Source organism: Afifella sp. IM 167, from assembly GCF_020144925.1.
GTDB lineage: Bacteria > Pseudomonadota > Alphaproteobacteria > Rhizobiales > Afifellaceae > Afifella.
The window spans coordinates 109,219-127,481 of record NZ_NSLC01000012.1 but is presented as its reverse complement, the minus strand read 5'-3'; the positions used below and the strand labels follow the sequence as shown (position 1 = coordinate 127,481).

Below are 18,263 nucleotides of genomic sequence, written 5' to 3'. Positions count from 1 at the left end.
TCCCAGCCTGCCGCCCGCCCTGCCCCCGTGCAGCCGCAGGTGGAGCGCTTCAATCCCCGGCCGGCCCCTGCCCAGGAGGCGGCCGAAACCCCTGCGCGCCAGCGCAACGAAAGCGGCGAGCAGCGTCGTGGCTGGGTGGCCGATCTCTTGCGCCGCGCCTCCAGCGACGACGACGATTATCCGCCGCTGCCCGAGGCGCAGCCGGCTCCGGCTCCCGCGCCCGCGCCGGAGGCCAAGAAGCGCTCACCCTCGCAGGTCGTGGATTCGCTGAACTCGCTTTCGGTCGATATCGCCCGCGCCATCGACCACGAGGCGGCGGTCGACCTTTGGGAGCGCTACCGTCGCGGCGAGCGCAACGTCTTCACCCGCCGGCTCTACACGCTGCAGGGACAGAAGACCTTCGACGAGATCCGCCGCAAATACGAGCGGGACGGCGAGTTCCGCCGCGCGGTCGACCACTACATCGCCGACTTCGAGCGCCTTCTCGACCAGATCGGCGAGCGCAACGAGGATCCGGCCATGGCCCAGCGCTACCTCGCTTCCGACACCGGCAAGGTCTACACCATGCTCGCCCATGCGGCCGGCCGCCTCGGCTGAGCCCCAGGCAAGCGGACCGGCGCCCCGGATAAGCGAACCGAACCGACGAAAAAGGGCGGCCCGATGGGCCGCCCTTTTTGCTTTGCATGCTGTCGTTCTGCCCGTGTGCTGTTCTGTCCGGGCGGGCCCGCGATCACACCCGCGTCAGCGTCCACTCGACGATATCGGCGAAGGCCGCATCCATCGCCCGGTTGAGCCCGCTGACGATGTCGGCGTTCTTCTTGCCGCCGACGGGGCTCTCGGCGCGGAAGGTGCGGCTCGCCACGACACGGCCGTTGCGGTCGTTGAGAAGCTTGACGTTGAACTCCGCCACCGCGGTGCCCGAGACGAGCTCGAAGGCGCGCACGTCGAGCACCACCTGATAGTCGATCAGAAGGCCCTGCCCCGGCAGCCCCACGGCCTTCACCCGCCCGGTGTTCTGCAGCGTCTCCACGAGACGCGCCTGCAGCACGCGCGGCAGGGCGTCCGGCCACGCCGCGTTCGGCAGGTAGGCGAGTTCGCCCGGCGTCGGTCGCGCGGCGATGCGCGTCGTGTCGAGGCTGGCGAGCGCCGCCGGTACCGGCACGAGAAGCTGCGCAGCCGAACCGGAACGCGTTGCCACATTGGAGGGTGCGGCGAGGTCGTAGATCGAATCCGGCGTCTTCGGCAAAATCGCACAGCCGGCCAGGAGAGCCGTCAGCATGACTGCTGCGAGCGGCGATCCCCGGCGCATGCGGGCCCGTCGGCGCGCCTTGCGCGCGCCCGCGGCGCCCATGCCTGTCTCGTTGCTCATTCCCCTGCCTCTGCTCTCTCGTTACGTCGCGCAGCGGTCCCGCTCAGGACCGCTATCGCCTCTGTCCGCGGTAGGTCGGCGCGCTGTCGCCGCCGAAGATCACCTGGCTCGGATCGCGCTCCAGGCTGGAAATCAGCGCGTCGAGCCGCGAAACCGTGCGCCTTCCCTCATTGACGAACTGCGCGATGTCGCGCAGCCCGCGACTGGAGAAGTCGCCGACCCCGGTACCGATGTTGCGCGCCTGCTGGTCGAAGCTCTGCGCCGCCTTGCGGATCTCGGCAAGCGTCGAGCGCGCTTCCTCGATGATGCCGCCTCCGCCCTCGCCGGCCATGCCGTCGAGCGTGCCGAGCAGCTTGTCGGCCTTCTCCGTCAGCGAGCCGAGGCGATCGGAAACCTGGCGGGCATTGGCGATGATGGCGCGCACGTCCTCGCGCGAATCGTCGAGCGTCGAGCCGAAGCGCTTCAAATCGTCGATGGTGGCGTTGAGCGTCGTCGTGTCGACATCGGCAAGCAGGATCTTGTTCGGGTCGATGCCGGCGGCGATCCGCGCCGCGTCGTCGACGACGCCCTGAACCTTCTGCGGATCGACCGCGGCGAGCACGTTGTCGGTCTTCTCGCTGATCGCCGAAAGGCGGGTAACGAGCGTGTCGATCTCCTGGCGCCGCGCTGCCAGCGTCTCGCCGAGCCCGGAAAGCCCGTCGATGGTGACGCGCACCTTGTCGGGCTCGATCGCCGCCGTGATGCGGTCGATGTTGTCGATGGTGTTGGCGACCTTCTGCGGATCGACGGCGTCCAGGATCGGCCCGGTCTTCGTCTGCAGCTCGCTCACGAACTGGTCTGCCTTCTCGCCGACGCTCGCCATGCGCTCGGAAAAGTTGCGCACGTCCTCCGAGACGCCGGAGAAGCTTTCCACCAGCTTGCGGACCTCGTCGGCCGTCTCGCCGAGCGTGTCGGTGAAGCTGGTGACATTGTCGACGGTGCGCGAGACCTTCTCTGGATCGACGGCCGCGACCAGCGTCTCCAGCTTCTCCGAAAGGCTGCCGATGCGGGTCGAGGCCGTGGAGACCGTGGCGACGAGTTCGGAGATCTGGTCCGAATTGTCCGCCAGCGCGCCGGAGAACCGGTCGAGATTGCTGACGATCCGCTGCACGTTCTCCTGATTGTTGCCGATGAGATCCTCGACCGTCTTCAGCGTCTTGTCGACGCGTCCGGCGATCTGGCGGGCGCTCGCCATCAGGTCCTGCATGGAGGACCGGTCGGCCTCGATCTCGGGCACGCCTGCAGTCGTCTGCCAGATGTCGGGCTTGTCGGCCGAGCCGCCGACCATCTCCACGTAGCCGACACCGGTCAGTCCCTGGAATCCGAGCGTCACCTCGGTATCGGTCTTGATCGGCGTATCGCCCCGCACCGCGACCTCGGCGACGACGCGCTTGGGGTTCTTCGGGTCGAGCGAAAGGTCGCGCACGTCACCGACCTTGATGCCGTTGAAGAGCACCGCTCCGCCCTTGCTGAGGCCGGTCACGGAGCCCGGGAAGACGAGACGCAGGCTCGACTGGTACTGCGTGCCCTCCGTGCCGGCGAGCCAGTAGATGAAACCGAAGGCGACCGCCAGCACCGCCAGCGTGAAGGCGCCGATAACCGCAGTGTTGGCCTTGCTTTCCATATTCAGATCTCAGCCTCTGCTCCGCCCGCGGCGCGGGCACGCACCCCCGTGAAATAGTCGCGGACCCAGGGATGGTCGAAGCTCTCCATTGTCTTGATGTCGCCGGACACGAGCACGCGCTTCTCTCCGACGACGGCTATGCGGTCGACGATCGCGTGCAACGTGTCAAGGTCATGGGTTACCATGACGACGGTCAAACCCAAAGTTCGCGACAAGTCGTGGATCAGTCGATCGAAAGCAGCCGCCGAGATCGGATCGAGGCCCGAGGTCGGCTCGTCCAGAAAAACGATCTCCGGATCGAGTGAGAGCGCCCGCGCCAGCGCGGCGCGTTTGATCATCCCTCCCGAAAGCTCGGAGGGATACTTGCCCGCATCGCTGGCGCGAAGGCCGACGAGCTCCACCTTCAGCACCGCCAGCGCCTCCATCAGCGGCTCCGGCAGGTGCAGGTACTCGCGCATCGGCACCATGATGTTCTCCGCCACGGTCAGGGCCGAGAACAGCGCGCCGTGCTGGAAGAGAACGCCCCAGCGGCGTTCCAGGTCCGGGTCCCTTCTGTCGGAAATATCCTGCCCGAAGGCGAGCACCTTGCCCGCCTGGTGCGGCAGCAGGCCGAGAATCGCGCGCGTGAGCACCGACTTGCCGGCGCCCGAGGCGCCGACGATACCGAGAATCTCGCCCTTGTAGATGTCGAGGTCGAGATCCTGCAGGATCGGTTCCTCGCCGAAGCCGACGGTCAGCCCGCGCACGGAGATGACCGGCGCGTCCTCTGCGCTTTCAGCCGGCCTTGCCGGCGTGATGGTGGTCAGGTCGGTCACCGCGTCCTCAGAACTCGATCGCCGCGTAGAAGATGGCGAAGAGCCCGTCTACCACGATCACCATGAAGATCGCCTTGACCACCGCGGCGGTCGTGTGGCGGCCGAGCGATTCCGCGCTCCCCTTCACCGCCATGCCTTCCGAGCAGGCGATGAGGCCGATGATCAGCGCCATGAACGGCGCCTTGTAGACGCCGGCGAGAAAGCTCGACATGTCGATCGCGTCCTGCAGGCGGTCGACGAAGGCGCCGGGCGTGATGGCCGAATAGAACCACAGCATCATCATGCCGCCGCCCAGCGTCGCCATCGCGGCGAGGAACGACAGCAGCGGCAGCACGATCAGGAGCGCCATGATGCGCGGCAGGATCAAGACGTTGACCGGGTCCATGCCCATGACACGCAGCGCATCCACCTCCTCGCGCATCTGCATGGAGCCGAGCTCGGCGGTGATGGCGCTGCCGGAGCGGCCCGCCACCATGATGGCCGTCAAGAGCAGCGAGATCTCGCGCAGCGCCAGGATGCCGATGAGGTCGACCGCAAACACCTCCGCCCCGAAATAGCGCAGCTGGAAGGCCGATTGCTGGGCAAGGATGGCGCCGATGATGAAGCTCATCAGCGAAACGATCGGCACCGCCCTGAGGCCCACCATCTCCATCTGGCGCACGATGGCGTGGCCTCGCGCCGAGCCGGGATGGATGAGGACATGGCCGAGCTCGGCCATCACCGCGCCCAGCACCGTCAGAAGCCGCCGCCCGTCGCCGGCCACCGAGATCATCGTCTCGCCGACGTCGACGAGCAGGCTCTGGGCGTGCGGCTGGCTCGGCTCCTCGTCGTCTTCCAGCGCGACGCGCACCCGCTCGATCAGCGCGTCTCGCCCCTGGGTTGCGCCCGTATAGCTCACGTCCCGCCCGGCGTCCCGCCAGGCCTTCTCCAGGCGCACCAGGAGGAAGGCGCCGGCCGTGTCGAGCGTGTCGAGGCGCGAAAGGTCGATTCGCAGGCTTTTGGCGCCCCGCGCCGGCTCTCCGACGGCCGCGCGCAGCGAATCGTCCAGATGCGCCGCCTCTCCGATCGCCCAGGCGCCGGAGGGAATGAGCACAAGCTGGTCGCCGACGAGCTCGGAATGGAGATCGGAGGTCATGGTCCTCGCACAACGTAAGGACGGCTGACGCTTGCCGTGGAGCGTGCTAACGATGCCGCTTTCATCGCGCGGACTGTGCCCGCTGCGATGGGTCCTCACAAGCGCACAAGAGCCACAGTTCCGATATGATTGAGCGTCCTTACCTCGTTTTCCTGGGCGACGTGCCCGACCGCCTTGCCGCCAAGACCGCCTATGGCATCGTCGACTGGCGCCGTGACTGGTGCATCGGCCAGCTCCGCCTGCCGGGCTGCAACGCCGATACCGGCCTGCCCGATATGGGCATCGCCGAAGCGGCCGCCAACGGCGCGCGCTCGCTCGTCATCGGCGCCGTCAATCCGGGCGGCACCCTGCCCGAACACTGGGTCACCACGGTCGTGGAAGCGATCGAGGCCGGCATGAACGTCGCGAGCGGCCTGCATGTGCGGCTCGGCTCCATCCCGGCCATCCGCGAGGCCGCCGAGAGGAAGGGCGCCACCCTCCACGACACGCGCCATGCCGACCGCCAGTTCGCAACCGGCAAGGGCACGAAGCGCCCCGGCAAGCGGCTCCTGACCGTCGGCACCGATTGCTCGGTCGGCAAGAAATACGCCGCCCTTGCCATCGACCAGGAACTCCTCGCCCGCGGCGCGAGCTCCGAATTCTGCGCCACCGGCCAGACGGGCGTGATGATCGCCGGCCGCGGCGTCGCCATCGATGCCGTCATCGCCGATTTCATCTCCGGCGCCGCCGAATGGATCTCGCCCGCCGCCGATCCCGGCCACTGGCAGATCGTCGAGGGCCAGGGCTCGCTCTTCCACCCCTCCTTCGCCGGCGTCAGCCTCGGCCTCCTGCACGGCGCGCAGCCGGATGCCTTCGTCGTCTGCCACGAGCCGACGCGCACGAAGATGCGCAACGTGGAAACCCCGATCGCCACCATCGACGCGGTGATCGAGGAAACGGTCCGGCTCGGCCGCCTCACCAACCCGGATATCCGCGCCGCCGGCATCTGCATCAACACCTCGGCTCTCGACGAGGCGGCGGCCCGCAAATGCCTCGACGAAGCGGCGGAGCGCTACGGCCTGCCGGCCGCCGATCCGATCCGCACCGGCGTCGCGCCGATCGTCGAGCATCTTCTGGCGAACTTCTGATGCCCCTTTCCCTCGACATCGCGGTGGAGAGCTGGCCGGTGGCCGGCGCCTTCACCATTTCGCGCGGCTCGCGCACCGAAGCGACCGTCGTCGTCGCCACCATCAGCGACGGCACCCATGCCGGACGCGGCGAATGCGTGCCCTATCCGCGCTACGAGGAGACTGTCGACAGCGTCGTGGAGCAGATGCGCGGCGTCGACCTCGACACCATCGACCGCGAAGAGCTGAGGCGCCGCCTGCCGGCCGGGGCGGCCCGCAATGCGCTCGACTGCGCCCTCTGGGACCTTGGGGCAAAGCAGTCCGGCAAGCCCGTCTCCATGTCGTGCGGCCATATCGTCGCCCGTCCCGTCGAGACGGCTTTCACGCTCAGCCTGGGCACTCCGTCCGACATGGCCGATGCGGCCCACCGGGCCAGCGAGCACCACATCCTCAAGCTGAAGCTCGGCGGCCAGGGCGACGCGGAGCGCGTGCGGGCCGTGCGCGCCGCCGTGCCGCGCACGCGCCTCATCGTCGACGCCAACGAGGCATGGAGCGAGAAGAACATCATCGACAACATGCGCGCCTGCGCCGAGGCGCATGTGGAGCTGATCGAACAGCCGCTGCCGGCCGGCGATGACGAGCTGCTTCGCAGCATCCCGCATGTCGCCCCGATCTGCGCCGATGAGAGCCTGCACACCCTGGCCGATCTCGACGGGCTTTCCGGCAAGTACGACGCCGTCAACGTCAAGCTCGACAAGGCGGGCGGTCTGACGGAGGCGCTGGAAATCGTCTGGGAGGCACGCGCCCGCGGCTATCTCGTCATGGTGGGCTGCATGCTGGCGACCTCGCTGGCCATGGCGCCGGCGGTCATCCTCGCCCAGGCTGCCGACATCGTCGATCTCGACGGGCCGCTGCTCCTCGCCCGCGACCGCCATCCGGCCATCACCTATGTCGGCACGCTCATCGAGCCGCCGCTGCCCGAGCTCTGGGGCTGAAGCCCGCGTGGCAGCTGCCAGGCGATGAGAAGGCCGCAAAGGCCGAAAACCGACATAAGGATGAAGGCGGCGGCGGGCGCCATCTCGTAGAGCACGCCCGCCAGCAGCATGCCCCCGCCGGTCACCGCTCCGGCGACGAGCTGGTATAGGCCCTGCACACGCGCCGTATGGCCGCTCTCGGCCACCGCTCCGATCGCCTTCATGATGCCGATATGCGTCGCCGCGAAGGTGAGCGCATGCAGGCTCTGAAGGCAGAAGACGAGCGGCTCCGAGGTCACGAAGGCGAAGAGCGCCCAGCGGATCAGGGCCCCCGTCGCCCCGGCGATGAGGAAACGGCGCGCTCCCCAGGAAACGATTTTGCTGGCATAGAAGAAGAGACCGATCTCCACGACCACGCCGAGCGCCCACAGCGCGGCGATGGTGAGGTCGGAAAATCCGAGCGAGCGCCAGTAGAGGCTGCCGAAGGCGTAGTAGGCGCCGTGGCTGCCGACGCCGAAGGCCGCCGCGCCGATGGCCAGAAGCAGGCGCCGGTCGCCGGGCAGCGCGAACCGGCTCCCGCGTCTCGCGACGATGGCCGCCCGGCCCACGGCCGGAAGCAGGGCCGCGGCGGCGATGCCGAGGCCGAAGGCGACGACCTGCAGGAGGTAGACGGCATCGACCGAGAAGGCGCTGATCGACGCACCGGCGGCGAAATTGCCGGCGACGAAGGCGACCGAGCCCCACAGGCGCGTGCGGCCGTAATCGATGCCGTGGCGCACCACGCCCTGCAGCGCCACGGCGTCGCCGAGGGGCACCAGCGCATACCAGAAGATCAGCGCGACCGAGGAGACGAGGAGAACGGCAAGGCTTCCCTCGGCGAAGTTGAGGCCGAGGAATATCACTGTGGCGAGAAGGGCATAGAGCGTCGCGCCGATCTTCAGCTCGCCGAGCCGATCGGCGGTGGCGGCGAGCGTGCCGCTCATCACCGCGCGCACCAGCACCGGCAGCGCCACCGCCGCGCTGATCGCCCCGTCGGAAAGCCCCTGCGCCCTCAGCCAGACCGGAAAGAACGGCAGGTAGACGCCGACGGCGAAGAAGGTTGCGGCCAGAAAGCCGGCCGCGCGCAGACCGAAAAGTCGCCCCGCCTTCGTGACACCGCCATTAGCGCTTTCTAAGCTCTTGTCGCCCATTTTGGCTCCGCTACGCCAAAGGTAGTTTGCGAAGGGAAAGAGGCATGGCCCGCCTTGTCGAAAAGGGATTGAGCGAGCTGGAATACGACACCATGCTGTCGGCTCTCACCGGCACCTCGAAGGGGCGCGCCTTCCTGGCGGAATACGTGCACCGCTCGCGACCTTCCGAGATTCGCTCCCTCCTGTCAGCGATGTCGCAGCTCGCGGGCACCATCGCCGCCCTCAAGGCCGACATCCGCCCGGGCCGGCTCGCCGGCGAGCTCACGCGCATCGCCACGCAGATGCCGAACGGGCCGGAGAAGCAGGAGCTTCTGGTCCTCGCCGCCAGCATGCAGGAGGGGCCGGACTCGGATCTGCCGATGGAATCGCCGGAGCGGCTGCTCGCCCAGATCGCGCCTTTGCGCAGCCTTACCGAAGAGCCGCATGCGCCGGGGCCCGCTTCCGCGGCGCCGGCGGGCAACGGGGCCGCCCAGGCGGCCGCGCCGGATGAAGAGGAATCCGCGCCGGACGAAGCGGACGTCTTCGAGGACGATCGGAAATTCCAGGAAGACGACGATCGGGACCGGTTCACGCCTTGAAGGAACCGGTCTAGCTCGAACGGTAGATCTGAATCGCCCGCGCCAGCATCTGGTCGTCGATATTGCCGCCCGACAGAAGAATGACCACCACCGTCCCGCGCACGTCGATCGCCCCGGAAAGCAGCGCGGCAAGCCCGATCGCGCCGCCCGGCTCCAGCACGAGGCGGAAGCGCTCATAGGCGAAGCCGACGGCACGCAGTGCCGCCTCGTCGGGGACGGCGACGGCGCCGCCCGCCCGCTCGCGGTTGATCGCAAAGCCCAGAGCGCCCGGTGAAGGCGCGAGCAGCGCGTCGCAGACCGATCCCGAATTGCGCGGGTTGGTCTCGATGGCGTCGGCCCGCAGAGACCTTCCGTAATCGTCGAAGCCCGCCGGCTCCACCGCCACCACGCGGCAGTTCGGTGCTCGCTCCGTCACGGCGAGGGAAACGCCGGCCAGGAGCCCGCCGCCCGAGCAGGGAACGAGAACCACGTCGGGCGCCAGCCGCATGGCGGCAAGGTCGGAGACGATCTCGACGCCGATCGTCCCCTGGCCGGCGATCACCTTCGGATCGTTGTAGGGATGGACGAGCATCGCCCCGTCAAGGTCGACGATGGCGTTGGCGATCTCGTCGCGATCCTCGCTCGCCCGGTCGTAGCTGACAACGGAGGCGCCCGAGGCCCGCGTGCGCGCCACCTTCACCTCCGGCGCGTCGGCCGGCATCACGATGGTCGCCGCAATGCCGAGCATGCGCGCCGCCTCCGCGACCCCCTGCGCATGGTTGCCCGACGAGCAGGCGACGACGCCGGAACGCGCCGCCACGCCCGCCGCCATCAGCGCGTTGCAGGCGCCGCGGAACTTGAAGGAGCCGGTGCGCTGCATGCTCTCGGGCTTGAGAAAGACGCGAGCCGAAAGCTGCTCGGAAAGGACCGGCGCCGGGATCAGCGGCGTGCGCATCGCCCGCCCGTGAATGCGGGTCTGGGCAGCCTCGATATCGCTGTAGGAAACAGGCAGGGACATATTGCGGGATTAGAGCTTTTCGCAGCGCATTCAAAGAGGCTATGCGGCCTCATCCAGCGCACTGCCCTGCCCGCGCACGACGTTGTCGCGAAACTCCTGCACGCTCGCTTCCCAGGTGAAGGCGAGAGCGAACTCCCTGGCCGCCTCGCTGGAGAGATCGAGACATTTGAGGCAGGCTTCCCGCAGGTCCTCCGACAGCGCCCCGACGCGCGGATCGGTAATGACGTCCTTGGGGCCCGTGACCGGAAAGGCGGCGACCGGCAGGCCGGAGGCGAGCGCTTCCAGAAGGACGTTGCCGAACGTGTCGGTCAGGCTCGGGAACACGAAGACGTCGGCCGCCGCATACGCTTCGGCAAGCTCCTCGCCATGCATTTCCCCGAGGAAGACGACGTCGGGAAAACGCGCCTTGAGGTCGGCGAGTGCCGGCCCGCCGCCGACCACCACCTTGGTGCCGGGAAGGTCGAGCGAGGTGAAGGCGGCAAGGTTCTTCTCCACCGCCACGCGGCCGACATTCATGAAGACCGGCCGTTTCAATCCGAGGTCGGCCTCGGGGCGCGGCCGGAATGTCTCCGCATCCACGCCCCGCGACCAGCGCATCAGGTTGCGGAAGCCGCGGCTTTCCAGCTCCGCCTCCAGCGTCGGCGTCGCCACCATGCAGCCCGAGCCCGCATTGTGGAACCAGCGCATGAAACGGTAGGAGAGCGACACCGGCACCGGCGCGCGCGCCCTCAGATATTCCGGGAACTTGGTGTGGTAGCTGGTGGTGAAGGTGCGGTGCGTGGCGAGGCAGTGCCGGCGCGCCAGGAGCCCCAGCGGCCCCTCCGTGGCGATATGCACGAAGTCGGGCGCCGCCGCCTCGATCATCCGCCCGACGCGCCGGGCGGTGGTGATCGACAGGCGGATATCGGGATAGGTGGGCAGCGGCAGCGTCGAAAAGGCCTCCGGCGCGATGACCGTTACCTCGTCGCCCTGCGCGCTCAGCGTTTCCACCACGTGCTGCAGGGAGCGCACGACGCCGTTGACCTGGGGAAACCAGGCGTCCGTTACGATGACAAGCTTCATGCGCTCTTGATCTTCCTAGGCCGCGACGGCGGCCGGTCGGGGCTGCGGCTCGTTTTCCGCTGCGCGGATCCGGTCCGCCCAGCGGATGATTTCCATCTGGCCGTCATGGTGCTCGGCGACCGCCGTGCAGCTTTCGACCCAGTCTCCGCAGTTGATGTAGCGCACGCCGTGCTCTTCGCGCAGGGCCGCGTGGTGGATGTGGCCACAGACGACGCCGTCGGCGCCCCGGCGCTGCGCTTCCGATGCGAGCGCCTGCTCGAAGGCGCCGATGAAGTTGACCGCGTTCTTCACCTTCAGCTTCGCCCATGCCGAGAGCGACCAATAGGAGAAGCCGAGGCCGCGCCGGATCCGGTTGACATGCGTGTTGGCGGCGAGCGCCGTCACATAGGCCCAGTCGCCGAAGAAGGCGAGCCACTTGGCATGGCGCACGACGACATCGAACTGGTCGCCATGGATGACGAGGTAGTTCCGTCCGTCGGCCGCCTCGTGCATGGCCGTCTCGCAGACCTCGATGCCGCCGAAATGGCTGCCGAAATAGTTGCGCAGGAACTCGTCGTGGTTGCCCGGCACATAGATCAGCTTGGCGCCCTTGCGCGCTTTCCGCAGCAGCTTCTGCACCACGTCGTTGTGCAGCTGCGGCCAGTACCAGCCGCGCCGCAGCCGCCAGCCGTCGACGATGTCGCCGACGAGGTAGATCGTCTCCGCGTCGTGGTCGCGCAGGAATTCCAGAAGAAGTTCTGCCTGGCAGCCGCGCGTACCGAGATGCACATCGGACAGAAACAGCGTGCGGAAATGATATGGCGGCGCCATCGGCCTGACCTTTGCCGGTTTTTACCTTGCTGTTGCTACTGGCAAACCCGATTCAGGTATCAGTTTCATGACATCGCCCTGCTGGAGGCTGCGACGAGGCGTCCGAAAGTGGACCTTCGGGGTCGATCTCGCCTATTCAGGCTGCAAAGCTAGGGAGAAGGAAATGGATCTCGCCATCTCGGGCCGCACGGCTCTGGTCTGCGCCTCCAGCCGGGGCATCGGGCGCGGCTGCGCCGAGGCGCTGGGCGAAGCCGGCTGCCGCGTCGTCATCAACGGCCGCAACGAGGAAAAGCTCGCCGAGACCGCCGAGGCGGTGAAGGCCAGGGGCGCCGCGGAGGTGATCTCCGTCGTCGCGGACGTGGCTTCCAGGGAGGGCCAGGCGCGCCTGCTTCAGGCGGCCGGCGAGGTCGACATTCTCGTCAACAACAATGCCGGCCCGCCGCTCCGCGGCTTCCGCGAACTCACCCGCGAGGACATGCTGGCCGGCGCCACGCAGAACATGGTCACGCCGATCGAGCTCATCCAGGCGGTCGCCGACGGCATGGTCGCTCGCCGCTTCGGGCGCATCGTCAACATCACCTCCCTTTCGGTCCTGATGCCGATCCCGGGCCTCGACCTTTCCTCCGGCGCCAGGGCCGGTCTCACCGCCTTCCTCGCCGGGGTCTGCCGCGAGCTGGCGCCGCATAACGTGACGATCAACAATGTCCTGCCCGGCAAGATCGACACCGACCGCCTGCGTTCCGGTTTCGCCTGGGCATCGAAGCAGCACGGCATTTCCGAGGAAGAGGCGGCCGATCGCGCCCGCGCGCAGATCCCCGCCGGCCGCTTCGGCACGCCCGAGGAATTCGGCAGGCTCGTTGCCTTCCTCTCCGCAGCCGACGCTGGATACATCACCGGTCAGAACTTCAGGCTGGATGGCGGCCTTTTCCCCGCCGCCTTCTGAAGCTTCCCTTTACGTGAAGGTCAAGAGACGGCGGGTCGGTTAGCACGCCAAAAAAAGGGCCGGGCAATGCCCGGCCCAGATGCCCATCCGGCCAGACGTTCTGGCCGGCGCCTCCATTCAAACCGTCAGTAGTTCGCCATCACCGGCGCCTCGTGGCGCGGGCCGCCGAACTTCATCTTCAGCGCCGCCGTGAACACATGCACGTCGGCGTCGGAGGTCCCCCCGAAGATGCTGTTGGCGGCCGGACCGCCGGCAGCGGCGGTCAGGATGTTGGTGTCGTCGGCGAAGATGTAGGAATAGCCGACATCGAAGGAGAAGCGCTCGGTGGCCTTGTAGCTCGCGCCAGCCGACAGCCACCAACGGTCGTTGTCCGGCAGGCGGAAGGAGCGGTTGGCGTCATCGATCGGCGCCAGCTCGCGGGCCACACCGGCGCGCACGGTCAGCGCCTCGTTGAAGTCGTACTCGCCGCCGAGGGCGAAGAACCAGCTGTCATTGTAGTTGAAGCCGAGCGAAACCGGCACCGGCGCACCGGTGAGGTCGACGGCCTTGAAGTGGCTCCAGTTGGCCCATTCCACGCCGGCCGTCAGCCGGAAGGCGTCGGTGATCCTCTGGCGAATGCCGAGGGTGACGGTATCCGGCGTATTGAAGCCGTCTCCCTTCACCTGGAACGTGCCGGCAGCGGTCCGCAGCGGGCCGTCGATCTCGTGGTTGATCCGCGAGCGATAGCCAAGGCCGATCTCCGTGCCTTCCATCGGCTTCACCTGGATACCCGCCGTCAGGCCGAAGGCGAAATCGTCGGCGCCGTCGAGCGCGGAGACGCCGAGGCCCGGCAGGAACTGGTCCGTCAGGCGCACATCGGCGTATTGCAGGACAGCACCCAGAGCGACGGTGATGTACTCATTGAACTGGTAGGCGATGGCCGGATTGGCGCTCATCGTGAACACTTCGGTCGTGCCCGCGAAGGCGATGTTGACGCCGGGAGGAACCACGGTGCCGCGAAGCGCCGAATTGAGCGGGTACTTGGTAGCAAGGCCGAAAGGCGCGTTGATGCCGAGACCGAGGACGATATGGTCGTTCAGCCGATAGCCGTAGTACGAGGAAGGCAGGATGGCGTTCTCGCCGACGTCGCCCTGCGACTGCGCCAGCACGCCCGGCGTCGTGATCCGGACGTCCGACGTCGGCGCGATGTAGGTCGCCACCGTCTCCGACTGGAAGCCCATCACCGCGCTCAGCGTTGCCGGGTTCCAGAACATCGAAGAAAGGCTGCCGCCCGCCGCGACGCCCGCAAAGGACATGCCCTGCCCGTAGGCGCTCTGCTCACGCAGCGCAAAGCCGCCTGCGTGCGCGGCACTCGCGCCGATCACCGCCAGCAATGCTGCAGCGGCGACCGAGCCGCGAAGTGTCCTGGTGAATTTCTGCATGTTCCTCCCCCGCAAATACGAAATCTGCCCAGCAGATATTGCGGGGATTAAGCCTGCGACTTTTAGATGAGGCAACGCTCCCGGCTCGCGTTTGGCGCCCCGCCATGCATTCGGACTGAGAATGTGACAAAACCGCCACAAATGCCGCCGCGTCAGCCGCGCACTACTTCGCCGTCAGCGTCTTTCCGTAGCGGAGCACCGCGCTTTTTCGGGCGATTTGACGGCCGGCGGCGCGCCGGCCAGACAGCAGGTCATCACCAAACCAGGAGCGGCGCCAGAAGCTCGTCGCGGCCTGAAGCGGCTCAGCCGCGCACCGAAAGAAGCGCGGCCTCAGACACCTTCGACCAAGGCGTCAGCCGGGCGATCGCGGCCCGGTAGCTCTCGATGATCTCAGCCGAAACGCCCCCCTCCCCGGCAAGGTCGTCGAAGACCTCGGTGGAGGCGGCTTTCGCGGCACCCAGAAAATCGTCGGGGAAGCGGTGGAGGGTGACGCCATGCTCCTCCGTCAGGGCCCTCAGCGCGCGCGCATTCTCCCATTCCGCCTCGCCGAGACCGCGAATGTTCTCCACCGCGAGCACGTGCCGCACGATCACCTTGAGATCGTCCGGGAGCTCTGCCCAGGCCGACAGCGAGACGAGCCCCTCCCCCGTGCCGTTCGGCTCGTGAAAGCCCGGCCAGTAGTAGTTTTTCGCCACCTTGTAGAAGCCCATGGCGAGATCCGACCAGGGCCCGAGGAATTCCGTCGCGTCGATCGTCCCCGATTGCAGCGCCGGCAGGATGTCGGGAGCTCCGAGCGAGACCGGCGTCGCCCCGAGCCGGCGCGCCACCTCCCCGCCGAGACCCGGCATGCGGATTTTCAGACCCTTGAAGTCGTCGAGCGAACGGATTTCCTTCGTATACCAGCCGCCCATCTGAAAGCCCGTATTGCCGGCCATGAACGGCTTCACCCCGAAGGGCTCGTAGAGCTTGTCCCAGAGCGCCTGGCCGCCGCCATGGTCGATCCAGGTGATGTGCTCCAGCGGCGTCAGGCCGAAGGGCGCGGCGGTGAAGAGCGGCGCCACCCTCGCCTTGCCCGCCCAGAAGAGCGAGGCGGTATGGGCCATCTCCGCCGTGCCCTCCGCGACCGCGTCGAACACACCCAGCGCCGGCACGATCTCGCCTGCGGCGCGCACATGGACCCGCATGCGCCCGTCGGAGGCTTGTTCGATGCCGGTGGCGATCCGTTCCGCCGAAACGCCCGGCCCGGGCAGGTTCTTCGGCCAGGACGTCACCATCGTCCATTCGATGGGAGCCTGGGCGAGCGCCGGGGCGGAAAGCGCCGCGGCGCCGGCCGCGAGCGCGCCGCCCTTGAGGAATCTGCGTCGATCGGGATGGGTCATGCATCCTCCCATTGGGCAAAGAAATGGTGGACGGGGCCGTGACCGTGGCCGATCTGCAGCCGGTCGGCGGCGGCGAGCGCCTGCTGGATGTAGGCCTTCGCCTCGGCGAAGGCGGCCGGAAGGCTCATCCCCTTCGCAAGGCTCGCGGCAAGCGCCGAGGACAGCGTGCAGCCCGTCCCGTGGGTATTCTTCGTGTCGATGCGCGGGGCGGAGAGCCATTTCGGCCCTTCCGCGCTCATCAGCAGATCGGCCGATTCGGCGCCGTCTCCGTGGCCGCCCTTGAGGAGCACGGCGCCCGGCCCGAAGCGCATGAGCGCCTCGGCCTGGCGAACCATGTCCGCCGCGCTCTCCGCCTTTTCCTCGCCGAGAACCCGCGCCGCCTCCATGAGGTTCGGCGTGATGACGTCAGCGAGAGGAAAGAGCACGTCGCGCAGCGTTTCCACCGCCTCGTCGGCGATCAGCGGATCGCCGGAAGCGGCAACCATGACCGGGTCGAGCACAACCGGGCCCGGCTGCCAGCGCTTCAGCCCTGCGGCAACCACCTCGATCACCTCCGGGCGAGACAGCATGCCGATCTTGGTCGCGTCGACGTCGAGGTCGGAATAGACCGCATCGATCTGCTTGGCGATGAAATCGGGCGGCACGTCATGGATGGCCTGGACGCCACGGGTATTCTGCGCGACCAGCGCCGTCATGACGGTGGCGCCGTAGACGCCGAGGGCGGAGAAGGTCTTGAGGTCGGCCTGGATGCCGGCCCCGCCGCTCGGATCCGTGCCGGCGATGGTGAGTGCGATCGCGGTCATCTTCTTTCCTTTGCCTCACAGACTTCCTTGAGGAGCGCGGCAGCCGCCGCCTGTGGATCGGCAGCGGCCATGATCGCCGAAACGACGGCAACGCCCTCTGCCCCGGCCTCGACGCAGGCGCCGGCATTGCCCGCGGCAATGCCGCCGATCGCCACCGCGGGAAGGTCGATGAGGCCGGCCACGGCCGACACGCCCGCCGGGCCGATCGCCGCGCCGGCATCCGGCTTCGTGCCCGTCGCATAGACGGGGCCGACGCCGATATAGTCCGCGACGAGGAGGGCCTGGCGCGAAGCGGCGTGCTCGGCCGCGCTGCCGACGGAGATGCCGAGAATGAGGTCCGGCCCGATCAGGCGGCGGGCATCCTCTCCGTCCATGTCGCTCTGGCCGATATGGACGCCCTCCGCCCCGGCCGCGAGCGCAACGTCGATGCGGTCGTTGACGATGAGCGGCACCTTGTAGGGCTCAAGCAGCGCCTTCAGCCGCCGGGCGATGCCGACGAGCTCGCGCGTTCCGGCATCGGGGTCGCGCAGCTGTACCAGGCTCGCCCCGCCCTTCACGGCCGCTTCCACCGTCTCGAAAAAGTCCCGCCCGCCCGTCAGGCGCGGATCGGTGACGAGATAGAGCGAAAGGTCGAAAGCCCGGCTCATCCTTCCACCTTCCGGATCGTGGAATGGGCCGACAGCGCCTCGGCATCGAGCCCGTAGAGCGCGTCGCACAGCTCGGCCGGCAGGTGTCCCGGTCCGCGCGGGCAGCGCTCGCCTGCGATCGCTCCGGCAGCGCCATAGACGGCAAGCCCCGCAACGGCGGCTTCAAGCGGAGGACGACAGGCGGAGAAGGCGGCAACGCAGGCCGACAGCGCGCAGCCGAGCGCGGTGGAGAGCGGCATCAGATGGTGACCGCCGGTGATCGCATAGACGGTCTTGCCGTCGGTCGCGTAGTCGCTTTCGCCGGTCACGGCGACGACGCAGCCCGCCTTGCCCGCCAGGGCCTTCGCCGCGGCGAGCGCGGCATCCGAGCCCTGGGTGGAATCGACGCCCTTGCCCGCGCCCGCACTGCCGGCGAGCGCCATCACCTCGCTGGCATTGGCGCGCACGATGGTCGGGCCCCGCCTCAGGAGATCCTCGGCCGCCCGCGTGCGAAAGCTCGTCGCGCCGGTCGCGACCGGATCGAGCACCCAGGGCTTGCCGGCATCCTTGATGACGCTGGCGGCGTCCTGCATCGCCCGCACCCAGGCCGGCGAGAGCGTGCCGATATTGGTGACGAGCGCGTCGGCGATGCCCGCGAAATCGTCCGCCTCCTCCTCCGCATGCACCATGGCCGGCGAGGCGCCCAGCGCAAGCAGCGCATTGGCCGAAACGGTCATGGCGACGAAGTTGGTGATGTTCTGGACGAGGGGCTTTCGCGAGCGCAGCTCGGCAAGAGCCTCAAAGGCATTCTGGGTCGTAAACGGCATTCTTCCTCCGGCGGGCCGGCCCGGCGGCGGAAGAACGGAAGAGGGTTGAAAAGGCGCCCATCCCATCCCTACGCCGGTGCGAGCCGGATCAGGTTCGAGGGGTTGGCCATCTGCCTCTCAGCCACCCGCATGACGGGTGGCACCCCCTGAGATTTGATGTCGGTCTAATGACAGCGGCGAGGCATTGCAACCGGCTTCCGCCATGAGCTCGTGAGCCGGCAAGGCTTCGCCCCCGCACCCTCCCCTTGCCCGGCGGCGCGGCTTGGTCTTTTGTCGGCCCGACAGGAGACCAAGCCCATGACGCCCTTTTTCGTACTCATCAAATGCAGTCTCGGCGAAGCCTACAAGGTGGCGACCGAGTTGGCGGATGCGGAGATTGCCTCGGAGATCTATTCCACGGCCGGCGACTACGACCTTCTCGCCAAGTTCTATCTGGAACGCGACGGCGATATCGGCCGCTTCGTGCAGGAGAAGGTGCACTGCCTGGAAGGCATCCAGGACACCAAGACCATCATCACCTTCAAGGCCTTCTGAGGCGGCGCGGTCGAAAGCCGCCGGCGCCCCG

Annotated in this window: 18 protein-coding genes, 1 pseudogene and 1 riboswitch; of the genes and pseudogenes, 6 read left to right on the top strand and 13 right to left on the bottom strand. The window is 67.9% G+C overall.

The annotated features are described in order from the left end of the window. A pseudogene (locus tag CLD20_RS18820) lies at positions 1-597 on the top strand (kinesin); the annotation flags it as partial. A gap of 133 nt (positions 598-730) precedes the next feature. Here the strand turns inward: CLD20_RS18820 and CLD20_RS18815 are convergent. From CLD20_RS18815 to CLD20_RS18800, 4 genes are read right to left on the bottom strand one after another with little or no spacing between them, the layout of a single operon-like run. Next, a complete protein-coding gene (locus CLD20_RS18815; RefSeq protein WP_224408208.1) occupies positions 731-1,369 on the bottom strand; it encodes an ABC-type transport auxiliary lipoprotein family protein in 639 nt (212 codons plus the stop codon). Positions 1,370-1,421: 52 nt separating this feature from the next. Then, the gene (locus CLD20_RS18810; protein ID WP_224408207.1) at positions 1,422-3,032 is read right to left on the bottom strand and encodes an MlaD family protein; all 1,611 of its coding nucleotides are present in this window, start codon (positions 3,030-3,032) and stop codon (positions 1,422-1,424) included. Between the two features lie 2 nt (positions 3,033-3,034). Then, complete coding sequence (locus CLD20_RS18805) at positions 3,035-3,847, bottom strand: ABC transporter ATP-binding protein (RefSeq protein WP_224408206.1); 813 nt, start codon at positions 3,845-3,847, stop codon at positions 3,035-3,037. Positions 3,848-3,854: 7 nt separating this feature from the next. Then, the gene (locus CLD20_RS18800; RefSeq protein ID WP_224408205.1) at positions 3,855-4,982 is read right to left on the bottom strand and encodes an MlaE family lipid ABC transporter permease subunit; all 1,128 of its coding nucleotides are present in this window, start codon (positions 4,980-4,982) and stop codon (positions 3,855-3,857) included. Positions 4,983-5,107: 125 nt separating this feature from the next. Between CLD20_RS18800 and dgcN the strand changes: the two genes are divergently transcribed. Beyond that, positions 5,108-6,109 (top strand): N-acetyltransferase DgcN, encoded by a 1,002-nt coding sequence (dgcN, locus tag CLD20_RS18795; protein WP_224408204.1) that lies wholly within the window; start codon positions 5,108-5,110, stop codon positions 6,107-6,109. Next, positions 6,109-7,083, top strand: coding sequence for an N-acetyl-D-Glu racemase DgcA (gene dgcA / locus CLD20_RS18790; protein ID WP_224408203.1), 975 nt, complete (start codon positions 6,109-6,111; stop codon positions 7,081-7,083). Before dgcN ends, dgcA begins: the two co-directional genes overlap by 1 nt. Here dgcA and CLD20_RS18785 read toward each other — a convergent pair. Continuing rightward, positions 7,035-8,252, bottom strand: a complete 1,218-nt coding sequence (locus CLD20_RS18785) for an MFS transporter (RefSeq protein ID WP_224408202.1) — start codon at positions 8,250-8,252, stop codon at positions 7,035-7,037. The genes dgcA and CLD20_RS18785 overlap by 49 nt on opposite strands. A 44-nt stretch (positions 8,253-8,296) precedes the next feature. Between CLD20_RS18785 and CLD20_RS18780 the strand changes: the two genes are divergently transcribed. Beyond that, positions 8,297-8,830 (top strand): hypothetical protein, encoded by a 534-nt coding sequence (locus CLD20_RS18780; protein WP_224408201.1) that lies wholly within the window; start codon positions 8,297-8,299, stop codon positions 8,828-8,830. A gap of 10 nt (positions 8,831-8,840) precedes the next feature. On the opposite strand, the gene CLD20_RS18775 is transcribed toward CLD20_RS18780, so the two are convergent. Genes CLD20_RS18775 through CLD20_RS18765 form a run of 3 tightly spaced genes read right to left on the bottom strand, consistent with a single transcriptional unit; the run spans position 8,841 to position 11,699 of the window. Next, a complete protein-coding gene (locus CLD20_RS18775) occupies positions 8,841-9,827 on the bottom strand; it encodes a threonine/serine dehydratase (protein WP_224408200.1) in 987 nt (328 codons plus the stop codon). A 39-nt stretch (positions 9,828-9,866) separates the two neighbouring features. Beyond that, positions 9,867-10,889 carry a glycosyltransferase family 1 protein gene (locus tag CLD20_RS18770; RefSeq protein WP_224408199.1) on the bottom strand — a complete coding sequence of 341 codons (1,023 nt, stop codon included), beginning with the start codon at positions 10,887-10,889 and terminating at the stop codon, positions 9,867-9,869. A gap of 15 nt (positions 10,890-10,904) precedes the next feature. Further along, positions 10,905-11,699, bottom strand: a complete 795-nt coding sequence (locus CLD20_RS18765) for a UDP-2,3-diacylglucosamine diphosphatase (protein WP_224408198.1) — start codon at positions 11,697-11,699, stop codon at positions 10,905-10,907. Positions 11,700-11,862: 163 nt separating this feature from the next. Between CLD20_RS18765 and CLD20_RS18760 the strand changes: the two genes are divergently transcribed. After that, positions 11,863-12,642: an SDR family oxidoreductase gene (locus CLD20_RS18760; protein WP_224408197.1), complete on the top strand. Its 780-nt coding sequence runs from the start codon at positions 11,863-11,865 to the stop codon at positions 12,640-12,642. A 125-nt stretch (positions 12,643-12,767) separates the two neighbouring features. Here the strand turns inward: CLD20_RS18760 and CLD20_RS18755 are convergent, their stop codons facing one another. The 5 genes from CLD20_RS18755 to thiM form a co-directional block, all read right to left on the bottom strand. Further along, positions 12,768-14,063, bottom strand: a complete 1,296-nt coding sequence (locus CLD20_RS18755; RefSeq protein WP_224408196.1) for an OmpP1/FadL family transporter — start codon at positions 14,061-14,063, stop codon at positions 12,768-12,770. Positions 14,064-14,365: 302 nt separating this feature from the next. Continuing rightward, complete coding sequence (locus CLD20_RS18750) at positions 14,366-15,442, bottom strand: TRAP transporter substrate-binding protein (RefSeq protein WP_224408195.1); 1,077 nt, start codon at positions 15,440-15,442, stop codon at positions 14,366-14,368. Then, positions 15,439-16,245 carry a bifunctional hydroxymethylpyrimidine kinase/phosphomethylpyrimidine kinase gene (gene thiD, locus CLD20_RS18745; RefSeq protein ID WP_224408194.1) on the bottom strand — a complete coding sequence of 269 codons (807 nt, stop codon included), beginning with the start codon at positions 16,243-16,245 and terminating at the stop codon, positions 15,439-15,441. Before thiD ends, CLD20_RS18750 begins: the two co-directional genes overlap by 4 nt. Continuing rightward, a complete protein-coding gene (thiE, locus tag CLD20_RS18740; RefSeq protein ID WP_224408193.1) occupies positions 16,242-16,892 on the bottom strand; it encodes a thiamine phosphate synthase in 651 nt (216 codons plus the stop codon). The genes thiD and thiE overlap by 4 nt, the downstream gene beginning before the upstream one ends. Next, a complete protein-coding gene (gene thiM / locus CLD20_RS18735; RefSeq protein ID WP_224408192.1) occupies positions 16,889-17,698 on the bottom strand; it encodes a hydroxyethylthiazole kinase in 810 nt (269 codons plus the stop codon). The genes thiE and thiM overlap by 4 nt, the downstream gene beginning before the upstream one ends. Positions 17,699-17,746: 48 nt before the next feature. Continuing rightward, positions 17,747-17,855: riboswitch (TPP riboswitch) on the bottom strand. Positions 17,856-17,995: 140 nt separating this feature from the next. Here thiM and CLD20_RS18730 point away from each other — a divergent pair. Beyond that, entirely contained in the window at positions 17,996-18,232 is a 237-nt protein-coding gene (locus CLD20_RS18730; protein ID WP_224408191.1) for an Lrp/AsnC ligand binding domain-containing protein, read from the top strand. Positions 18,233-18,263 lie beyond the last annotated feature (31 nt).